Below are 17,680 nucleotides of genomic sequence, written 5' to 3'. Positions count from 1 at the left end.
CCTCTGGCTTCACCATCAGCATAGACGCAAAAAGCGACCCATATCTAAAATATGGCAGCGCCACCATCAAATTCTGGAGCGCATAATGAATAAAGTTTTACAATTAAAGAAAAAGCTAACTCAATTAGCTATTTTAGACGCTACATTTGAGGTTTTTGGCTCAGAATCACACCAATATCAATTTAAACCTTGCTTGAGTAACAAAGATATTCAAGTGTTTGAGTCCAGATACAATATTATACTACCAGGCGAATATCGAAACTTTCTCTTAGAAGTTGGTAATGGTGGTGCTGGGCCAGGATACGGGTTATCTGGACTGTTGGGAATTGAGTATAAAGATGTGATTTCAGAAAAACTATACCAAGAGAAATACGAGATTCTTTCTAAACCATTTCCTTTGACAGAAGCCTGGAATAATTTAGATTTGATTGTCAAGAATAATACGGGTCTTAATGCCAACCGTGATGCTTACGTTGATGATAAGTTTATTCATGGCACTCTCACTATTACAAATTATGGTTGTGGAATTTATGCAATGTTAGTTGTTACCGGAGAGCAGCCAGGAAAAATTTGGATAGATGACCGTACTAATGATAATGGGATATATCCTACTTCTTTGACTTTTTGTAATGCGTTCCATGACATCAACCCTGATGATTTTTATCCCGATAGTGATGAGGAGCAGCCTTTGAGTTTTTATGATTGGTATGAAGACTGGCTCAACCGAAGTTTGGATCAAATTCGCCAGTCTTGCGAAACTTAACTTTATAGGACTTACGCAAAAAACCTTTCAAACTTTCATTTCTCTGTGTTCTCTGCGTCCTCTGCGGTAGCCTGCGGCAAGCCGTACCACTTCGTGGAAGCAAGCTACGCGTAGCGTCTCGTAGAGAAGCACCTACGTTTTTACGTTGCTTGTGCCTAATTGCTGTAGGAAATAAGTAAGAAGTAATTCTAAAGATAGATTGACAAAACATTTGTTTGCTAAGACTATCCTCACTTTATAGCAAACTGGTTATAATTATCTTCCATCTCTCTCAGAAATTAAACTCTTACATACACAATATTTTTATGGGACGTGTTCGTTCTAAATCTGACCTACCGACAAAAATCTGTCCGGTATGTCAACGTCCTTTTACATGGCGTAAAAAGTGGCAAGATTGTTGGGACGATGTGAAATACTGCTCAGAACGTTGTCGTCGTCGCCGTTCTGAAGCTCAAAATGAAACTAACCGCAATACAGACGCAAATAGCGCAAGAGATTAATGGAGTCACAGATGCAACCTAAATTAATTATTCATGGGGGGGCTGGTAGTTCTCTCCACGGTAAAGGAGGATTAGAGGCGGTGCGTCGATCGCTCCATACAGTAATAGAAGAAGTCTATTCTCGGCTATTGTCAGGAGCAACTGCTTCTGAGGCGGTGGTGCAGGGTTGCCAAATGCTCGAAGATAACCCCCGTTTTAATGCTGGTACTGGTTCAGTATTGCAATCTGATGGACAAATCCGCATGAGTGCTTCCCTGATGGATGGCGCATTAGGGCGGTTTAGTGGTGTGATTAATATTTCGCGGGTGAAAAATCCCATTGAGTTGGCACAATTCTTACAAAACTCACCAGACCGAGTACTATCAGATTTCGGATCGGCTGAGTTGGCGCGGGAAATGCAACTTCCCAGCTATAACGCTTTAACTGATTTGCGATTACAAGAGTGGATACAAGAACGCCAGGATAATTTTAAAAGCGCAATGGCTGGCGTGGTAGCAGAACCCGAATTGCTAGAAACTAGCAATGCTGGACGCGGCACTATCGGTGTAGTAGCTTTAGATGCATCTGGTAAGTTAGCTGCTGGCACTTCTACTGGTGGTAAGGGTTTTGAGCGGATTGGCAGGGTAAGTGATTCGGCAATGCCAGCAGGTAATTACGCAACTAGTAATGCTGGTGTTAGTTGTACTGGCATTGGGGAAGATATCATTGATGAGTGTTTAGCTCCCCGGATTGTAGTACGTGTCACTGATGGGATGTCTCTGAAGGAGGCGATGCAGCGATCCTTTGGAGAAGCACATCAGAATAAACGGGATTTGGGAGCGATCGCTTTAGATGTTAGTGGAGCGATCGCTTGGGGGAAAACTAGCGAAATTTTACTCGCCGCCTACCACGACGGCGAAAAAATTGGCGACACTTTGGAATGGAATGATAGTGAATTGATTGGCTATTGTTGAATAAATTCTAGCGCCTGAGTTAAGATTTCTTCCTGGTCAACCATTGCAGCTAATTCTTGGGCTTCATAACGCCCCTCAAAAGCTTCTAGCGCCGCTCTTTTTAGTGCCACTTGATATCCTTGTTGCAGAATATCGATTAATTCTGCCTGATTCAAGTAATAACCACCAGATTTGCGGCGCTTGTTTATTTTGTTGATTTCACGCACTGTATTTTCTATAGAAACATCCCAAGAGCGAGTAGAACGTTTTTCAGCGTTTTGTTTAATTAAATGGATGAGCAGAATTACTCCATAACTATCAATTTTATTGATTTTGTCACTGAGGCTCATTTCTTCTAACTCATCCACCAACAGCAACGCCTCATGGATTTTGCCTTGTTCTAGAAATTGCCTAAGTTCTAGCAGCTCTTCCATACTAAATTGTGTTTGTTTTGCTCTGATGACTCAAATGGGACAAGCTAAAACTATAGAAACCATTAGTACCTTTAGTTGAATCAGCTAATCTGATGATTTAATTATCGCTTTATTGGCTCTTTTTGCGCCAAGCAGGTTTCACCACCTGACGACTACGGGCAATCACCAGAGAATCATCAGGTACATCTTCTGTGACTGTAGAACCAGCTGCAATATAGACATCATCTCCCAAGGTGACTGGAGCCACTAAAACGCTATTAGCACCAGTTTTCGTGCGATCGCCTATTTTGGTACGGTGTTTTTTCACGCCGTCATAGTTGGCAATAATTGTACCTGCGCCAATATTCACCTTATTGCCGACAACGGTATCACCTATATATGACAAATGTGCCGCATTAGTGCGATCGCCTAATTGCGTATTTTTCAATTCCACAAAATTCCCCACACGGCAGCCAGCACCCACCTGTACCTGACCGCGCAAATGCGTATAAGGGCCAATTCGACTTCCCGCCTGCACTATGCTATTTATTACGACTGAATACTGCACTGTGACATTTTCACTCAGCTGGCTATTTTCAATTAAACTTCCCGGCCCAATGTGACTTCCGGTTTGAATAACGGTATTTCCTCGCAGGTGAGTTTGAGGTTCAATAATTACATCTGGCTGTAACTCTACTGTTTCATCAATGGTGATGCTTGCGGGGTCGATGAGGGTGACACCTGCCAGCATCCATTTCTCTTTGACCCGTTTTTGCAAAATTTCGTATGCTGTTGCCAGTTGCAAGCGATCGTTAATGCCGAGAATTTCTTGGTAATCTTTCACATCCACTGCCATAACTTTTCCCACCTGAATGACGGCATCAGTCAGATAGTATTCTTTTTGGGCATTGTTTGGCTGGAGGTGGGGCAACACCTTTGCTAAATCTGGCCAACGGAAGCAATAAACTCCAGCGTTAATCCGCTGATTTTCTCTTTGAGCAACAGTACAATCTTTGTGTTCGAGCATTTGCTGCACAATATTTTCATCGTTACAAAAAACGCGCCCGTAGCCTGTGGGGTCAGGTAAGTGTGAGGTGAGAATTGTGGCAGAGTTCTGATTTTGGGCGTGAGTTTGTAACATCTCCTTGAGGGTTTCGCTGCGTATCAGCGGTAAATCGCCGTTAAGGATCAATAAATCCCCAGTGTAATCTTCTAAGTGAGGAAGTAATTGTTGGATAGCATGACCTGTTCCCAATTGCACAGTCTGTTCAACAAACTCCAAACTGGGAATTGAATGCATGGCGGCTTGCACTTCCTCGGACTGATAACCCACAATCACGATTCGCCGTGAGGGGGAAAGTGGTTCTACGCTTTCGAGAACTCTCTCTACTAACGATCGCCCACCCAAAGAATGTAAAACCTTGGGTAAGCTTGATTTCATGCGTGTGCCACGTCCCGCCGCTAAAATTGCTACAACTACCATAAATTAGCTATCAGCTATCAGTAAAATTATGATTAATGCTTTTGGTACTTTAAAATCTAGGCTCAAATCATACCAGCTAATCATAAAAGAGTGAAAATTAAAGGAGCCAGAATTAAAAAGTTAGGAGAAGTTTACTCATCAAAGGCAGAAATTACAATAATACCAATTAGCGTTCATTGCAGCAGTTACAAATCGTTACTCCTTACTTTCTAAAATTTTTCTCACCGGAGCTAATAAACTCTGTGAATTGCTGCATTAGTTTGGGACTACGCCAACCGCCATCGGTTTCTGCTTGCATCGCTAAAAGTGCTTCTGTTGATGTAAAAGCTCTTTTGTAAGGTCGTTCGCTAGTCAGAGCATCATAAATATCAACTAACTGAAATACTTGCGCTAGGTAGGGAATATCATCCCCCTTGAGCCTATCAGGGTAGCCTGAACCATCCCAGCGTTCATGGTGATGACGAATAATTGGAATAACACCCCGCATACTGCGTAGTGGCTGACAGATTTTTTCTCCAATCAGAACGTGCTGCTGCATAATCTGCCAATCTTGGGGGGTGAGTTTACCTTTTTTCAGCAACACTGCATCGGGAATACCCACCTTACCGATATCGTGGAGATAACCACCCCACCTCAAATCTCGAATTTGGTAGCGTGAGAGGTTGAGGTATTCACCAAAAACTTGTCCCAGTTTTACTAGGCGTTGACAATGGTTGCCTGTATTGGGATCGCGACTTTCAATCGACATGGCAATGGAAAAGAGTACTTGTTCGGCATGGTCTAAATCTTCGTTCAGACGCTTCTGCCGCACCAAAGATTTTACACGCGCCGCCAGTTCCACACGATCAAAGGGTTTGGTGAGAAAATCATCTGCCCCAACCTCAATTCCCCGAATGCGCGATCGCCTGTCATTTAATGCCGTAATAAAAATCACTGGAATTAGCCTAGTCTGCTCATCCTGTTTGAGCAATTGGCACACTTCAAATCCATCCATTCCCGGCATCATTACATCCAGCAAAATCAAATCTGGTTGTTTTTGTGTTACTAATCCCACAACAATAGAACCACTGTCCGCCTCAATTACTTCGTATCCTTCCATTCCCAAGAGGGCAACAGCAGTCATGCGACTGGCGGCATGATCGTCAACGACTAAAACCTTCGGTGGATCTAAATCCAACCCATTCACTTTAGAACCTTTAGCTTGTAGTGTTCTAGAGACCAATGAATCATTAGCACAACTAACATCAGCTTTTATCCAAGAAGACGCTGCTTGGCTATCTTCAAGCGTAAAGTCTTCTTGAGATAAGCCCAAAGAATAATCCTCCGCATTGTGCGATTCTACGGCATGATTTGAACCAATAATCTTCGCTGTGCTAATGGGGTTTGACCCACTAACAATTGTTTCTGTAAAGCCTGTATGGTTGGATTTCCATTGAATCACAAAGGCACTCCCTCCAAGTTTTTGCACAAGTTAACAGTGTTAGATTTCAACAAAAAATTTAATATTCGACTGTTTCTGAGCCAGAGTTTTCATAGAGATTATGCATGATATCAAGCTGCTTATCTAAATTTTTTGCAGCATGTATCTTTTATGTTACAAACAAGGTGTATTTTGTTCTCAAAATTTTTGCTTTTAATCCCAGTATGGTGAATTTTCACAAATGTTAAATCAGGCTTTTTACGGTGATTATTTAGCCTAACAGCCTCAAAAAGGATTATAATTGTTCGTTTTATTTAAGATATCGAGTTTTTAGTTTCAAGTTTTTATGGTAATCATTAGGTATGTATGTTTTTACTTACTCAGTTATAGCAATACTCAAGTAGTATTAGTTACTACTAGTATTAAATACTACCATAATATCAAGATGATTGGCTAGTCAAAACTCGTTGCCTGAGTATCTGGAAAAGAAATCATAATTTTTGGCAAAAAATGTCTAACTTTTTGGGAATTAAGGAAAGATTGAGGATTAGGCTTGTAGTTGCGTAAACGTAGCCCGTTGTAGACATTACAATCTAACTACAAACTAGTTCTCATAAAATCCCTGCCTTGTCTTCCCAACAGCCACCTTTTTCGCCAATGGGAGGTAGGTTCGAGCCAAGAGGTTTGTTGTTCTTGTTGTCGCCGCATCACTATAACTTCGGTCAGATCGCTCAGTTGAGGATCGCGATAGGGAACAGCAGCACGAGTTAGCAAGTGTTCTTTTTCAACTTGTGAGAGAGGGAGAGTAGCAGAGAAAACATCATCTCTGCTTGATGGCAATTGCTCCAAAGAGAAACCTCCAGACGCTCGCAGACTCGCTAACGCTGCGCGATCGCCTTTGACATCTCCCCTTGGGAGAAGAGTCTGCTTTGCTGCCACAGTACCAGGCGATCGCCTTCCCACTGGTGGGGTAGAACCTATAACTAAGCCAGCAGACAAAAGTGCTGTGCGTACAGCAGCAGCGCAAGAATAGGTAGCTAATAAACCATCTGGAGCTAAACACAATGACACCTGTTTAATAAATTCAACAGTCCATAATTGAGGACATTGAGGTGGTGAAAAGGCATCGAGGAAAATTGCATCTGCCCAGAAATCTGACTGATGTACTAGCTGGATCGTAGTTCTAGCATCGCCAATTAGTAGCTTCGCTTTCAGGCAAGGTGTTTGCACTTGATTGTTAAAAGCTAGCTCTTTCAAAATTTCAATATAGTTACAGTTCCAATTGTCGAACAAGTGATGAGCGATCGCAGCTTGTGGCACTGTTGGATTTAGCTCTAAACCGATTACTTCAACACAACATCTGGGATTGACTGCCCAAATTGTCTGCAAAGCCGCAGCTGTGTTATATCCCAGACCATAACAAATATCCAACAGCCGCAAAACTGGCTTTTGAGCGACTGTAGCCAGTTGAGTCGGTTCCACAAACTTGAAAAAACTCTCTTGTCTAGCTCCATGATGGCTGTGAAAGGATTCACCAAACTCTTGAGAGACAAAGGTGAAAGAACCATCTGCTGTTAGCTTAGGTGTAAAATTTTCTAAGTCTGACATTTTACAAAAAAACTAAATAATGACCAATGCCCAATTCCCAATTTGTTGTTTCACCAGCTTGGCTGTTTGAACATTTAAAAGATCCGCAAGTCGTGATTGTGGATTGTCGCTTCTCTTTAGCCGATCCACAATTAGGACAACAACATTACCAAACAAGTCATATAGAAGGGTCATATTACCTAGACTTGAATCAGGATCTTTCCAGTCCAGTAGGTAAACATGGCGGGAGACATCCTTTACCTAACCCCAATGATATAGCTAACAAACTAGCAGCGATTGGAGTCAATTACCAAAAAACTTTAGTTGTCGCTTATGACGATTCGCGCTTTGCTTTTGCGGCTCGTCTATGGTGGCTCTTGCGCTATTTAGGGCATGAGCAAGTAGCAGTACTGGATGGAGGCTTTGCTGGATGGCAAAAAGCTGGCTATTCTGTTACAAATATTATTCCTCCCCCACGAATGGGTGCCTTTGTCGCTCAAGTACAAACAGAAAAGGCAGTAGATTTTACAGCGGTGAAAAGTCGGCAAGATAGCCACGGAGTAGTATTGGTAGATTCCAGAGAAAGCGATCGCTACCGAGGTGAACGAGAGCCAATTGATAAAATTGCTGGGCATATTCCTGGTGCAGTTAACTATCCTTGGCAAGAAGTTACAGACTCTAATGGCTACCTACTCCCTCAAGAGGAACAACGCCGTCGCTGGGAAAAGCTAGAAACATCTGAAGAAATCTTGGTATATTGCGGTTCTGGCGTTACTGCTTGTGTTAATTTACTTTCTTTAGAATTAGCTGGCATTAGTAAGGGTAAACTTTATCCTGGTAGCTGGAGTGATTGGATTTCTTATTTATAGTCATTTGTCATTGGTCATTGGTCATTGGTTTTTGATAAAAGATTAAGGACAAATGACAAATTTCAAAACCGACCTAATTGCAAACTGTAATTAATACTGAAGAACCAGCCATCAAAATCAATGTTTTCGGCAGTTGAACTACCTAAACTTACTCCAGCCTGCACATTCATATTAGTGGTATCGGATATTCGGTAATTTAAGTGCCCGAATAACCGATGAAATTGGTCTTCTCGATCGCGCTGTGTAAAGTCTGAGAAGTTCCCCTGGTAGTCAATACCAACCCGGAGAGGCTTTTGCAAGTAGTAGTTCAAAGACACCCACAAAGAATTGATTATCCGATCGCGACTTAGGGGGTCAGCAAAATTCACACTCAATTCGTAAAAGCTATCTAGCGTTAATTTTGAAGTTAAGGGATCTCGCCGTCCCAAAGACAGTTGGAGGGAATTCTCATTTAAAAAGCGATCGCCTGCTTTGAAATCCAGGCGATCGCTGTTGTTGGCATAAAATAATTGTTGATTGCTCCAACTGATTTCTCCATACATTCGCTGGGATAGCTGCTGGTAAAGACTGAGATTAAATCTCACTTGGTTGTAATGATATTGTGACTGATTTACATAACGAATCAGGTTGCCATCAATTGAGCCGTTTAAATAAGTCTTAGATCCCAAAGGAAAATATACAGAGGCTAGCGTCAGCCCAGAAATAATTAAACCATCTTCTATGGGACTATCTTTTGAAGAAAAAATATTACTGGTTTGGAAGTAGCCTACACGTCCCTGTAGATAGCCGATAGGTTTAAACTTAACTACGGGTTTTTCTGTCGGTGGTAGCTGTGGCTGTTCTAAGGGACGTAACCGCACCCGTAAACCCAATTCGCGGTCGCCATCAGACTCAGATGGCTGTTTTGGCGATCGGAGCAGTTGTATCAGCTTTTCTCGCCTTAGAGAATAATCTATTTCAGGTGCCTTTAACAGTTGATCTTTTGAGTCTGAAGGAGAGGTAGGCAAATTACTTGGCTGTGATTCTAGTTGTGGCGGGTCAATTTGGTTTTGAGTATTTTCAGGTTCTTCGGTTTGGTCTGGGACTTGAGTTGTTTCTGGTGTTTGCTGTGCTACATTTAACAGCATCTGGAAGTCTAAGGAATGTGACTTACTAGACCGCTTGCACAAAGAGTCAATTGCCTCTTGCTGCAACTTCTGACATAACTGCTGAGAAGTTATCTGTGTACTTACTAAATTATTAGGATGCCAAATATCTGTATTTGCTGATTCTGCGGCGTCTACTCTCATGCAACACCAGCTTCCACCACTGGACGCTAACAAAATATAAAAAAACAAATTCTTCCAGTTATTAAGTCGCATCTGGTTAGATCGCTTTGATCCCATTTGGCAAATGTATATTTACAAGCTGTATTGGAAGTTCCGACTCAGAGTATACAATTGAGTGTATCTAGTTTAGCTTTGTAGGTATATACTGAAGCTACAAACTAAAATTACTGCTTTTCGGATTTTTCTAATATTTTTTTGATAATCTCAGAAAAATCCGATCAGATTTCTAGTTAAATTTAGTGAAATACAGCCAATGAGTAATTTCACAACAAATGCCTAGAGACTTCCTATCCTACATAAGAGATAAGCCTATGCCTGATCTGATTAGAAAGAATTATCTGTAAGGTACTCCTGATTCAATTGCTTATTGCAAATACTAACTTTGAAATCTGCCACATACTTTATTTCAGATAGTGTCAGTTTCAGAATATAAACTTAAATAAATTAAATACATAGTTTATTTATCATCATCTATTTTCTGTATTAAATTTAGATTAAAATATAGGTAAATCTAACTAAAGAAACTTCCTATAATAATCTAGCAATAACTTAAACCTTTAACTTTCTTGGCATTAGTTGAAGTTTACAAATTCTCAAACCATGTTCTATAAATCGTTTCCATTATTAGTGATTGGTTTATGGGGAGTTATAGTACTGCCTTTACCAAATCGGGTAAATGCTATAACTCCTCTGACACGAGCAGAGATTCAGAACCTCCACAACTTAGTACAACTGATACCCAGAGATAGACAGAAAAAGCGTCCTGCACGCAAATCAGATGCAATGATTCCTGGGGATGGGTTGTCAACGGGTCGAGCTTCACTAGCAGACTTGCGTTTTAACGACGGTTCTTTGGCACGAGTTGGGGAACAGGCTATATTTCAATTTTTGCCAAAGACTCGCAGTTTTAAACTGTCAAACGGAACAGCATTGTTGCTTATTCCACCTGGAAGGGGGCAAACACGTATACAAACGCCAAGTGCAGCAGCAGCAATTCGTGGTTCAGCCTTATTTGTACGCTACAACCAACAAACAGATACCACAATTGTGGGGGCACTGACGAGTAGCGGCATTGAAGTTTCTAATAAGGAAGCTTCTCAAACTCAGGTGCTGCAAGCAGGACAGATGATGGTTATAGTTAAAGGCAAATTTCAGGGCTTATACGATTTTGATCTCAGAAATTTTTATGAAACCAGCGATATGGTTCGTGGGCTTGATTTAACTAAGCAAAATATTACTCCTACAGCCGACCCTGCGATCGCTAGCGTTCAAGCTGAAACTGCTGCGGCCTTGAACGCACAGTCACCAATAACAGGTGAGGGAATAGTTGAAAACCCATCTTTTGCAGACCTAACTACTAGTCCTTCAACTTCCTCTACCAATGACACTGAGACTATCACAGGCAATTCCCCAGTAGACCCAATTGTAGATGATTCTCAATTAAATTCTTTTGAGGACATAGGACAAGTCCTGTCAAATACTAAGCAGCGAACTAGGGAAAATAATGTTAGTGTTCCGGTAAATCCTCCAGTAAATACTCCAGCAAATTCGCCGATCAATTCGCCAGTAAATCTTCCAGTAAATCCTCCAGTAAATACACCAAATCCTCCAGTAAATCCTCCAATAAATACACCAAATCCTCCAGTAAATCCTCCAATAAATACACCAAATCCTCCAGTAAATCCTCCAATAAATACACCAAATCCTCCAGTAAATCCTCCAATAAATACACCAAATCCTCCAGCAGAACCGCCAGTATATACACCAAATCCTCCAGCAGAACCGCCAGTATATACACCAAATCCTCCAGCAGAACCGCCAGTATATACACCAAATCCTCCAGCAAATCCTCCAGTATATACACCAAATCCACCAGCAGAACCGCCAGTAGAACCACCAAATCCACCACCAAATCCACCAGTAGAACCGCCAGTAGAACCACCAGTAGAACCGCCAGTAGAACCACCAGAAACTACCTGAAAGTCTCCCAAAACCAAAACGATATTTAGCAGTCACCGCCTACCGAAAAGTTTTTCAATGTAGCAATACCAGAGATATATACTCGATACCAAGGGCAGAACCATAACAAGTGTTGACTACTGCCTATACAGCCGCCAAAGCAAAAAGTGATATTCCCTACGACCAGATAGCATCTGCTAACGCTAGATTAAATCAAGGACAGGACTTACAGAAGGTTCACCGGATATCCTTATGTAGTTCCATGACATTCTGTGTGTAAGTTCCCAGGAACTAACTTTTTGCTAGAGAGAACATAAATTTATGACTTTTGATTACGACCTGTTTGTAATTGGTGCGGGTTCTGGAGGTTTGGCGGCTTCCAAACGGGCGGCTGACTATGGGGCAAAAGTGGCGATCGCTGAATATGATTTAGTTGGTGGCACTTGTGTAATTCGCGGTTGTGTGCCTAAAAAATTCATGGTCTACGCCTCTCATTTCCCTGCACTCTTCAGTGATGCCGCAGGCTATGGCTGGAAAGTAGGTAATGCTGAATTGGACTGGGAACATTTCATTACATCTATAGATAAGGAAGTTCGGCGACTGTCGCAACTACATATAAACTTCTTAGAAAAAGCCGGAGTAAAACTAATTTCTGGTCGCGCCACATTGGTAGATTCCCACACTGTAGAAGTTGATGGACGCAAAGTTACAGCAGATAAAATTTTAATTGCTGTTGGCGGGCGTCCCATCAAACCAGATTTACCAGGGATGGAATATGGCATTACCTCTAACGAAATCTTTCATCTAAAAGAACAACCAAAACACATTGTCATTCTTGGCGCTGGCTATATTGGCATAGAGTTTGCCTGTATCATGCGTGGCTTGGGCTCTGAGGTTACACAAATTACCAGAGGTGAAAAGATTTTGAAGGGGTTTGATGAGGACATCCCTACAGAAATTGAAGAGGGGATGACAAACCACGGAATTCGGCTGATTAAAAATAATGTGGTAAAAACAGTTGAACGCGTGCCGGAAGGTTTTAAACTGACTTTATCAGGGGAAGACCAACAAGCAGTAATTGCCGACGTGTTTTTAGTGGCGACTGGTCGAACTCCCAATGTAGATGGACTAGGTTTGGAAAATGCTGGAGTTGATGTTGTCGATAGTTCTATAGAAGGGCCAGGGTACAGTACTACAAATGCGATCGCAGTCAATGAATATAGTCAAACTAATCAACCGAATATTTTTGCTGTTGGCGATGTCACAGACAGAATCAATTTAACTCCCGTAGCCATTGGCGAAGGTCGCGCCTTTGCCGATAGCGAATTTGGGAATAACCGCCGCGAATTTAGTCACGCAACTGTCGCCACAGCAATTTTTTCTAACCCTGAAGCCGCGACAGTCGGCTGGACAGAAGCCGAAGCACGGGAAAGACTCGGTGATGCCGTAAAAATTTTTCGCACTCGCTTTCGCCCGATGTACCATAGTTTAACGGGTAAGCAAGAGAAGACAATGATGAAGTTGGTGGTTGATAGCAACACCGATAAAGTTCTAGGCGCTCACATGGTAGGTGAAGGTGCAGCTGAGATCATCCAAGGTATAGCGATCGCTGTCAAAATGGGCGCAACTAAAAAAGACTTTGATGCCACTGTGGGTATTCATCCCTCAGCAGCAGAGGAATTTGTCACAATGCGGTAAGTATGTCATTTGTCCTTGGTCATTTATTTAAAACTTAATGACTAAGGACGATCCTAATGGGAAAACTTGAATGCTTACTCAGTATATCTACTTGCATGGTTTTGCTTCTAGCCCTAATTCTCACAAAGCGCAGAATATAGGCGATCGCTTTGCTCAAATTCAGACAAAGCTAAAAATTCCCGATTTAAATGCTGGCGATTTTTCTAAATTAACAATCACTCGCCAGATTACTCAAGTTGCCGCAGAATTCAGCAACGATTTTACCTCAGTAACACTCATTGGCTCAAGTTTGGGCGGTTTGACCGCTGCCCACTTGGGTCAGCAATATTTACAAATAAAACGTCTTGTGATTCTAGCACCAGCTTTTGGGTTTTTATCCCATTGGTTGCCCAAGCTAGGCAATGAAGAATTACAGCATTGGCAGCAAGAAAAATATATGATGGTCTACCACTATGGGGAGGAGCGATCAATTCCTTTAAGCTACGATTTCGTTACAGATGCTGCCCAATACCAAGAAAAACTTTTGCAACGTCCTATCCCCACTCTGATTTTGCATGGAAAAAAAGATGAAGTTATTCCCATTGAAGCTAGCCGTGACTTTGCGCGTTCGCGTCCTTGGGTGGAGTTAGTCGAACTCGACAGTGACCACGCCTTAGATAATGTTATAGAAGAAATTTGGCAGGCAATTCGCCTCTTTTGCCAATTACCTTGAAGTTGTAAAATATTAAACTCACACATAACTAATTTCCTTAGTCATTTGTCTTTTGTTAGTTACTAATGACCAATGACTAATGACTAATGACTAAAACTATGCTTCCCTTCATCCGGTCAGATTTAGCACAATTCACAGCTTATAAACCTCATCCCAGCAGCGATACAGCCGATTCTGTCCCCACACAGTTAGATCGGTTAGATACAAATGAAAGCCCTTATGATTTGCCACCTGAGTTAAAAGAGAAGCTGGCATGGACATATCAACAAGTAATTGAAACAAATCGTTATCCTGATGGCGGACATCAAACACTTAAGGACGCGATCGCTGAATATGTCAATGAATCAGCTGCCCTCTCGTCATCCTTATTTACCGCTGCCAATATTTCTGTTGGCAATGGTTCAGATGAACTAATCCGATCTTTATTAATCGCCACCTGTCTAGGAGGCGAAGGTTCAATTCTTGTTGCCAATCCCACTTTCTCTATGTACGGGATTTTGGCACAAACTTTGGGTATTCCTGTAGTGGCAGTGGGTAGAAATGAAACCAATTTTGAAATTGACCTAAAAGCCGCACAGTCTGCCATCGAACAAACTCAAGATCCTCCGATTCGCGTAGTTTTCGTAGTGCATCCCAATTCGCCGACTGCCAATAGCTTAACTGCGGCAGAGTTGGCATGGTTAAGAAGTTTGCCAGAGCATATTTTGGTAGTAATTGATGAAGCTTATTTCGAATTCAGTCAAACTACCGTAGTAGGTGAATTAGCACAGTATCCCAATTGGCTGATATTACGTACTTTTTCTAAAGCCTTCCGGTTGGCATCTCTCCGTGTTGGTTATTGCATTGCTCATCCCGAAGCGATCGCCATTTTAGAAAAAGTTCGTTTACCTTACAATCTTCCCAGTTTTTCCATAGCAGCAGCATTAATTGCTTTACAAAACCGTATACTCTTGCTAGAGTCAATTTCCCAAACCTTGAGTGAACGAGCCAAACTCATTGAAATTTTATCCCAGCAACCAGAACTACAAATTACCCCAAGTGCTGCTAACTTTATTTACCTGCGTCTTCAACCAAAGGGCTTAAATTCACAAGACGCTGCATTAAAAACTTTCCACCATCAGCTTAGGACACTTGGCACGCTTGTGCGACACATTAGCGGAGGATTACGAATTACTGTCGGGACGATAGAGGAAAACACGCGCACGGTAAATCGACTAAAAACTGCTTTGGCAAATTTAGAATCTTAGTAATTCACTCAGTAATTAAATCTATTGTCTACCTCATTGCCCAAACGGCGTATTGTCCCTACTGTTTGTGGCAGCACACCCACTAAAAGAGCAAAAGCAATATCTGGCAGAAGAGCCACTGTTTCTGGCGGAAAGTATTGTTCAAATTGATCGAGAATCTTCTGAACTCGCTGTCCAGGCACTGGGTTTTCTGTAATTTGTTTGATCAATCGAATCCACTGACGCCTAATCAAGTAAGCCTTCTGACGTTCTTCATTAGATTCGGGTGTTAATAAAGAAAGATTACCTATGGGCAGTGCCCTTTGGCAATCACAATCATAATCCCCACCCACAGCCGCCCCGGGCCCAGCAAACTCTGCATGGTAGCGTTTAAAGAGTATTAATCCATTTCGTCTACGACTATTGACGATGAAAACTTCTCCACTGTGCAAACGTGTAAGGATATCAGAGCCTTGCGATTGCTCAGTTCCGTCTGACATGACAAGACAGTCAAGGAAACTAGTTTCAGGGTAATAAGTTGATACCATAGAGGTCTGATAGCGTCGATGCTGTTCGCTATCCATGTTTTTTAAACTTTTAACGAATGTGGTAGGAGTATGCACTTTAAAAAAGAAATAGCTGTTATATCAAATCAGGCTTTTGAATTCTTTTCTTATCAGGACTTTTCTAGTAAATTTAACTAAAACAGCAATAGATAGACCGTGTTTCAGTAATTGAGTGATTATATTTTATGAGATATAACTAGATTTGTCTGTAAACTCTATGAGTCTTTCCTTAAAGTTTTTATAAAGATGAATATCTTAATTACAAAGTTATTATAAGGAAAGAATGATTTATTTAAAGTTAAGTTTACATATCTAGTCCATTTATTATAATCCATTTGTTTATTTAATCGAATAGTTTAAAAAATATTTGTTAACAATAAATCCCAGAAGGCAAAATTCAAAGTTTTAAAATATTAAAAATCTTTACCGAAAAGAGGCTTTTTCCTAAATTATCAATAAGATTTTTCGCAATCAGGTATAAACACAATATTCTTTCTAAAAATAATTAACAATAAGCCATTTCCTCACTTTGGAAATTCAGGTGTTTTAGTTTTTATATTTAGCTAAATATTGGCTGAATTTTTAATTAGGTTAATTTGTGTTTGGTTATTGCTATGGGTGACACATTTTATCTGAATTGCAACATAAAACTTGAGAATTACCAGAATAAAATTCAAACAATGGAATCAGCACTCAAATGCTTATGTAACAACATCTGGCTTGAGCGTCTTAGGAAAAATGTATTCCAATTCGATTCGACTTTATGCACTCGATATCCCAGCTTGAAATAAAGCTGTCTTGCTTGATAGTTATTTTCTAAAACGTGGAGATATAAATCTTGAAATCCCCACTCGCTAGAGACTTTTTCACAGCTAGTAAGTAGTTCTGAAGCCACACCATTTCTACGGTATTTTGGGTGAACCGCTAAATTAGATAAGTAAGGAAAGCCTGCTCCAACCTGGCCCCACGAATCACTATAACGCACACCCAGTTCCACACTTCCCACTAAGTTATGAGCATCACCAGTAGTAGCTTCAAAGGCGACTAAACAAACATGACGGGGCACAGGTGATGCCATGCGATGCCTTAAGTCTTCGTAAATACCCAGACGTAGCAATGGAAAAGCCCATCCCCATATACCGTTGTAAGAGTGAAAGCTTTCAGCAATAATTTGGGCAACACCAATCAAATCAGCAGGTGTAGCCTTACGAATTTGAAATTGGTAGGAAGCTGGATCGATTGGCTGTTGCTGGTATGAGTGAAAAAACCGATATTTCAAGGCTAGTTTAGTATTGATTTTATCAAAGAAAATTTTATCAAATATCCTAAAACAAGATTTAAACTGAATCAGAATTTAAGAAATGCCCAGGATATTTAACTGATCTAAGATAGCTAAATCGCTTTTGCTTATGGAGCAAACAAAGTTTTACACTTTAGCGTAGGGCTTTATAACCTGTATTTTTGAAAGAGTGTTATGAGTTACAGTTTCATCAATCTATAGTCTTAAGTTCAAATGCATAACTTGTTTTAAATAGCCAGGATATCAGACTGATCACCACAAAAACCTCTGTAATGTGATAGAGCTTTGGCTGAGTAGGCAGAGGAATAGCATAACTTGTCCATAGCCAGCACTGAAAAAATTGTTAAGTAAGTACACTATTGACAAACTATGCTTTCAAACCACCCTTGGTTGGAGTACTGAACTCGTTTTTGCATTTGCCGCTATACTGACACCACTTTGCTACTAAATGACAAAAAAAGACTGTATTGCTACTGGGGCAAGAATCTGCAAGATTTTGTAATCCCTAATCTCCAACTCTTGAACCACTAACACTTGTCTTAATGGTAGTTCTGATTGCTAAATTAGAAAGAGGTATTTGTCTAATAGTATACTTTGGCTTTAAATCTTATTGTTTAATTTTGCTGACTCTACCATGACTACCATAAATAAAATTTACCTGCAAGTGTTAGTACGACTGCTGCGGAGGGAAAACTTAATATGCAGCTTCATCTGGATTTTTCAGCTAGCTATGGGCGCTGTATGTGGTATCAGACATTGCTCAAAGGAGGTGAAAGAAGATTTGGCAAGCAAGTATCGGCTCCATAACACTAAAACTGACTATGAAAGCAATTACACTGCACCAAAGCAAACGGTAATCGGTACAAGCCATTGAGACGAATTACTGTGAGCAAACGCTCCTACACTCAGCAGTCATGTAGCCAA

The 17,680-nt window shown here is 41.0% G+C and carries 17 protein-coding genes; 10 read left to right on the top strand and 7 right to left on the bottom strand.

The window, feature by feature from the left end; all coding sequences use genetic code 11:
* Positions 1 to 85 precede the first annotated feature (85 nt).
* From H6G97_RS04325 to H6G97_RS04315, 3 genes are all read left to right on the top strand, one after another.
* Positions 86 to 763 carry an SMI1/KNR4 family protein gene (locus H6G97_RS04325; RefSeq protein WP_190939473.1) on the top strand — a complete coding sequence of 226 codons (678 nt, stop codon included), beginning with the start codon at positions 86 to 88 and terminating at the stop codon, positions 761 to 763.
* A gap of 305 nt (positions 764 to 1,068) precedes the next feature.
* Positions 1,069 to 1,263, top strand: coding sequence for a DUF2256 domain-containing protein (locus H6G97_RS04320; RefSeq protein ID WP_094350216.1), 195 nt, complete (start codon positions 1,069 to 1,071; stop codon positions 1,261 to 1,263).
* Positions 1,263 to 2,216 (top strand): isoaspartyl peptidase/L-asparaginase, encoded by a 954-nt coding sequence (locus H6G97_RS04315; RefSeq protein ID WP_190939472.1) that lies wholly within the window; start codon positions 1,263 to 1,265, stop codon positions 2,214 to 2,216. The genes H6G97_RS04320 and H6G97_RS04315 overlap by 1 nt, the downstream gene beginning before the upstream one ends.
* Here H6G97_RS04315 and H6G97_RS04310 read toward each other — a convergent pair.
* The 4 genes from H6G97_RS04310 to H6G97_RS04295 all read right to left on the bottom strand — a co-directional run bounded on the left by H6G97_RS04310 (position 2,207) and on the right by H6G97_RS04295 (position 7,119).
* A complete protein-coding gene (locus tag H6G97_RS04310) occupies positions 2,207 to 2,629 on the bottom strand; it encodes a DUF29 family protein (RefSeq protein WP_190939471.1) in 423 nt (140 codons plus the stop codon). The two genes, H6G97_RS04315 and H6G97_RS04310, sit on opposite strands and share 10 nt — an antisense overlap.
* A 109-nt stretch (positions 2,630 to 2,738) precedes the next feature.
* On the bottom strand, positions 2,739 to 4,091 hold the full coding sequence (gene glmU / locus H6G97_RS04305; protein ID WP_190939470.1) for a bifunctional UDP-N-acetylglucosamine diphosphorylase/glucosamine-1-phosphate N-acetyltransferase GlmU: 1,353 nt from the start codon (positions 4,089 to 4,091) through the stop codon (positions 2,739 to 2,741).
* A 202-nt stretch (positions 4,092 to 4,293) separates the two neighbouring features.
* Positions 4,294 to 5,532 carry an HD domain-containing phosphohydrolase gene (locus H6G97_RS04300; protein WP_190939469.1) on the bottom strand — a complete coding sequence of 413 codons (1,239 nt, stop codon included), beginning with the start codon at positions 5,530 to 5,532 and terminating at the stop codon, positions 4,294 to 4,296.
* A 576-nt stretch (positions 5,533 to 6,108) separates the two neighbouring features.
* On the bottom strand, positions 6,109 to 7,119 hold the full coding sequence (locus H6G97_RS04295) for a tRNA (5-methylaminomethyl-2-thiouridine)(34)-methyltransferase MnmD (RefSeq protein ID WP_190939468.1): 1,011 nt from the start codon (positions 7,117 to 7,119) through the stop codon (positions 6,109 to 6,111).
* 26 nt (positions 7,120 to 7,145) lie between these two features.
* On the opposite strand from H6G97_RS04295, the gene H6G97_RS04290 reads away from it, so the two are divergent.
* Positions 7,146 to 7,967: a sulfurtransferase gene (locus tag H6G97_RS04290; protein ID WP_190939467.1), complete on the top strand. Its 822-nt coding sequence runs from the start codon at positions 7,146 to 7,148 to the stop codon at positions 7,965 to 7,967.
* Positions 7,968 to 8,029: 62 nt separating this feature from the next.
* On the opposite strand, the gene H6G97_RS04285 is transcribed toward H6G97_RS04290, so the two are convergent.
* Positions 8,030 to 9,328 (bottom strand): porin family protein, encoded by a 1,299-nt coding sequence (locus H6G97_RS04285; RefSeq protein ID WP_190939466.1) that lies wholly within the window; start codon positions 9,326 to 9,328, stop codon positions 8,030 to 8,032.
* Between the two features lie 567 nt (positions 9,329 to 9,895).
* Here H6G97_RS04285 and H6G97_RS04280 point away from each other — a divergent pair.
* From H6G97_RS04280 to H6G97_RS04260, 5 genes are all read left to right on the top strand, one after another.
* A complete protein-coding gene (locus tag H6G97_RS04280) occupies positions 9,896 to 11,275 on the top strand; it encodes a FecR domain-containing protein (RefSeq protein WP_190939465.1) in 1,380 nt (459 codons plus the stop codon).
* 109 nt (positions 11,276 to 11,384) lie between these two features.
* Positions 11,385 to 11,534, top strand: coding sequence for a hypothetical protein (locus H6G97_RS04275; RefSeq protein ID WP_206759119.1), 150 nt, complete (start codon positions 11,385 to 11,387; stop codon positions 11,532 to 11,534).
* A gap of 41 nt (positions 11,535 to 11,575) precedes the next feature.
* The gene (gor, locus tag H6G97_RS04270; protein ID WP_190939463.1) at positions 11,576 to 12,952 is read left to right on the top strand and encodes a glutathione-disulfide reductase; all 1,377 of its coding nucleotides are present in this window, start codon (positions 11,576 to 11,578) and stop codon (positions 12,950 to 12,952) included.
* A 70-nt stretch (positions 12,953 to 13,022) separates the two neighbouring features.
* Complete coding sequence (locus tag H6G97_RS04265) at positions 13,023 to 13,664, top strand: YqiA/YcfP family alpha/beta fold hydrolase (protein WP_190939462.1); 642 nt, start codon at positions 13,023 to 13,025, stop codon at positions 13,662 to 13,664.
* A gap of 98 nt (positions 13,665 to 13,762) precedes the next feature.
* Positions 13,763 to 14,911 (top strand): histidinol-phosphate transaminase, encoded by a 1,149-nt coding sequence (locus tag H6G97_RS04260; RefSeq protein ID WP_190939517.1) that lies wholly within the window; start codon positions 13,763 to 13,765, stop codon positions 14,909 to 14,911.
* Positions 14,912 to 14,919: 8 nt separating this feature from the next.
* Here H6G97_RS04260 and H6G97_RS04255 read toward each other — a convergent pair whose 3' ends face one another.
* Positions 14,920 to 15,474 carry a hypothetical protein gene (locus H6G97_RS04255; protein WP_190939461.1) on the bottom strand — a complete coding sequence of 185 codons (555 nt, stop codon included), beginning with the start codon at positions 15,472 to 15,474 and terminating at the stop codon, positions 14,920 to 14,922.
* 655 nt (positions 15,475 to 16,129) lie between these two features.
* Entirely contained in the window at positions 16,130 to 16,735 is a 606-nt protein-coding gene (locus H6G97_RS04250) for a GNAT family N-acetyltransferase (RefSeq protein WP_190939460.1), read from the bottom strand.
* 655 nt (positions 16,736 to 17,390) lie between these two features.
* Here H6G97_RS04250 and H6G97_RS04245 point away from each other — a divergent pair.
* Positions 17,391 to 17,630, top strand: a complete 240-nt coding sequence (locus H6G97_RS04245) for a hypothetical protein (protein WP_190939459.1) — start codon at positions 17,391 to 17,393, stop codon at positions 17,628 to 17,630.
* Positions 17,631 to 17,680: the final 50 nt, after the last annotated feature.

Origin of the sequence: Nostoc flagelliforme FACHB-838, assembly GCF_014698065.1 — a bacterium.
GTDB lineage: Bacteria > Cyanobacteriota > Cyanobacteriia > Cyanobacteriales > Nostocaceae > Nostoc > Nostoc flagelliforme_B.
This window is presented reverse-complemented; position numbering and strand designations above follow the sequence as displayed.

Bases quoted from the DNA above. Each gene is read 5' to 3' on its own strand.
- H6G97_RS04290 (WP_190939467.1), top strand. From the start codon at position 7,146: ATGCCCAATTCCCAATTTGTTGTTTCACCAGCTTGGCTGTTTGAACAT.
- H6G97_RS04280 (WP_190939465.1), top strand. From the start codon at position 9,896: ATGTTCTATAAATCGTTTCCATTATTAGTGATTGGTTTATGGGGAGTT.
- H6G97_RS04255 (WP_190939461.1), bottom strand. From the start codon at position 15,474: ATGGATAGCGAACAGCATCGACGCTATCAGACCTCTATGGTATCAACT.
- H6G97_RS04320 (WP_094350216.1), top strand. From the start codon at position 1,069: ATGGGACGTGTTCGTTCTAAATCTGACCTACCGACAAAAATCTGTCCG.
- gor (WP_190939463.1), top strand. From the start codon at position 11,576: ATGACTTTTGATTACGACCTGTTTGTAATTGGTGCGGGTTCTGGAGGT.
- H6G97_RS04295 (WP_190939468.1), bottom strand. From the start codon at position 7,119: ATGTCAGACTTAGAAAATTTTACACCTAAGCTAACAGCAGATGGTTCT.
- H6G97_RS04245 (WP_190939459.1), top strand. From the start codon at position 17,391: ATGACTACCATAAATAAAATTTACCTGCAAGTGTTAGTACGACTGCTG.
- H6G97_RS04325 (WP_190939473.1), top strand. From the start codon at position 86: ATGAATAAAGTTTTACAATTAAAGAAAAAGCTAACTCAATTAGCTATT.
- H6G97_RS04265 (WP_190939462.1), top strand. From the start codon at position 13,023: ATGCTTACTCAGTATATCTACTTGCATGGTTTTGCTTCTAGCCCTAAT.
- H6G97_RS04260 (WP_190939517.1), top strand. From the start codon at position 13,763: ATGCTTCCCTTCATCCGGTCAGATTTAGCACAATTCACAGCTTATAAA.
- H6G97_RS04315 (WP_190939472.1), top strand. From the start codon at position 1,263: ATGGAGTCACAGATGCAACCTAAATTAATTATTCATGGGGGGGCTGGT.
- H6G97_RS04310 (WP_190939471.1), bottom strand. From the start codon at position 2,629: ATGGAAGAGCTGCTAGAACTTAGGCAATTTCTAGAACAAGGCAAAATC.
- H6G97_RS04285 (WP_190939466.1), bottom strand. From the start codon at position 9,328: ATGCGACTTAATAACTGGAAGAATTTGTTTTTTTATATTTTGTTAGCG.
- glmU (WP_190939470.1), bottom strand. From the start codon at position 4,091: ATGGTAGTTGTAGCAATTTTAGCGGCGGGACGTGGCACACGCATGAAA.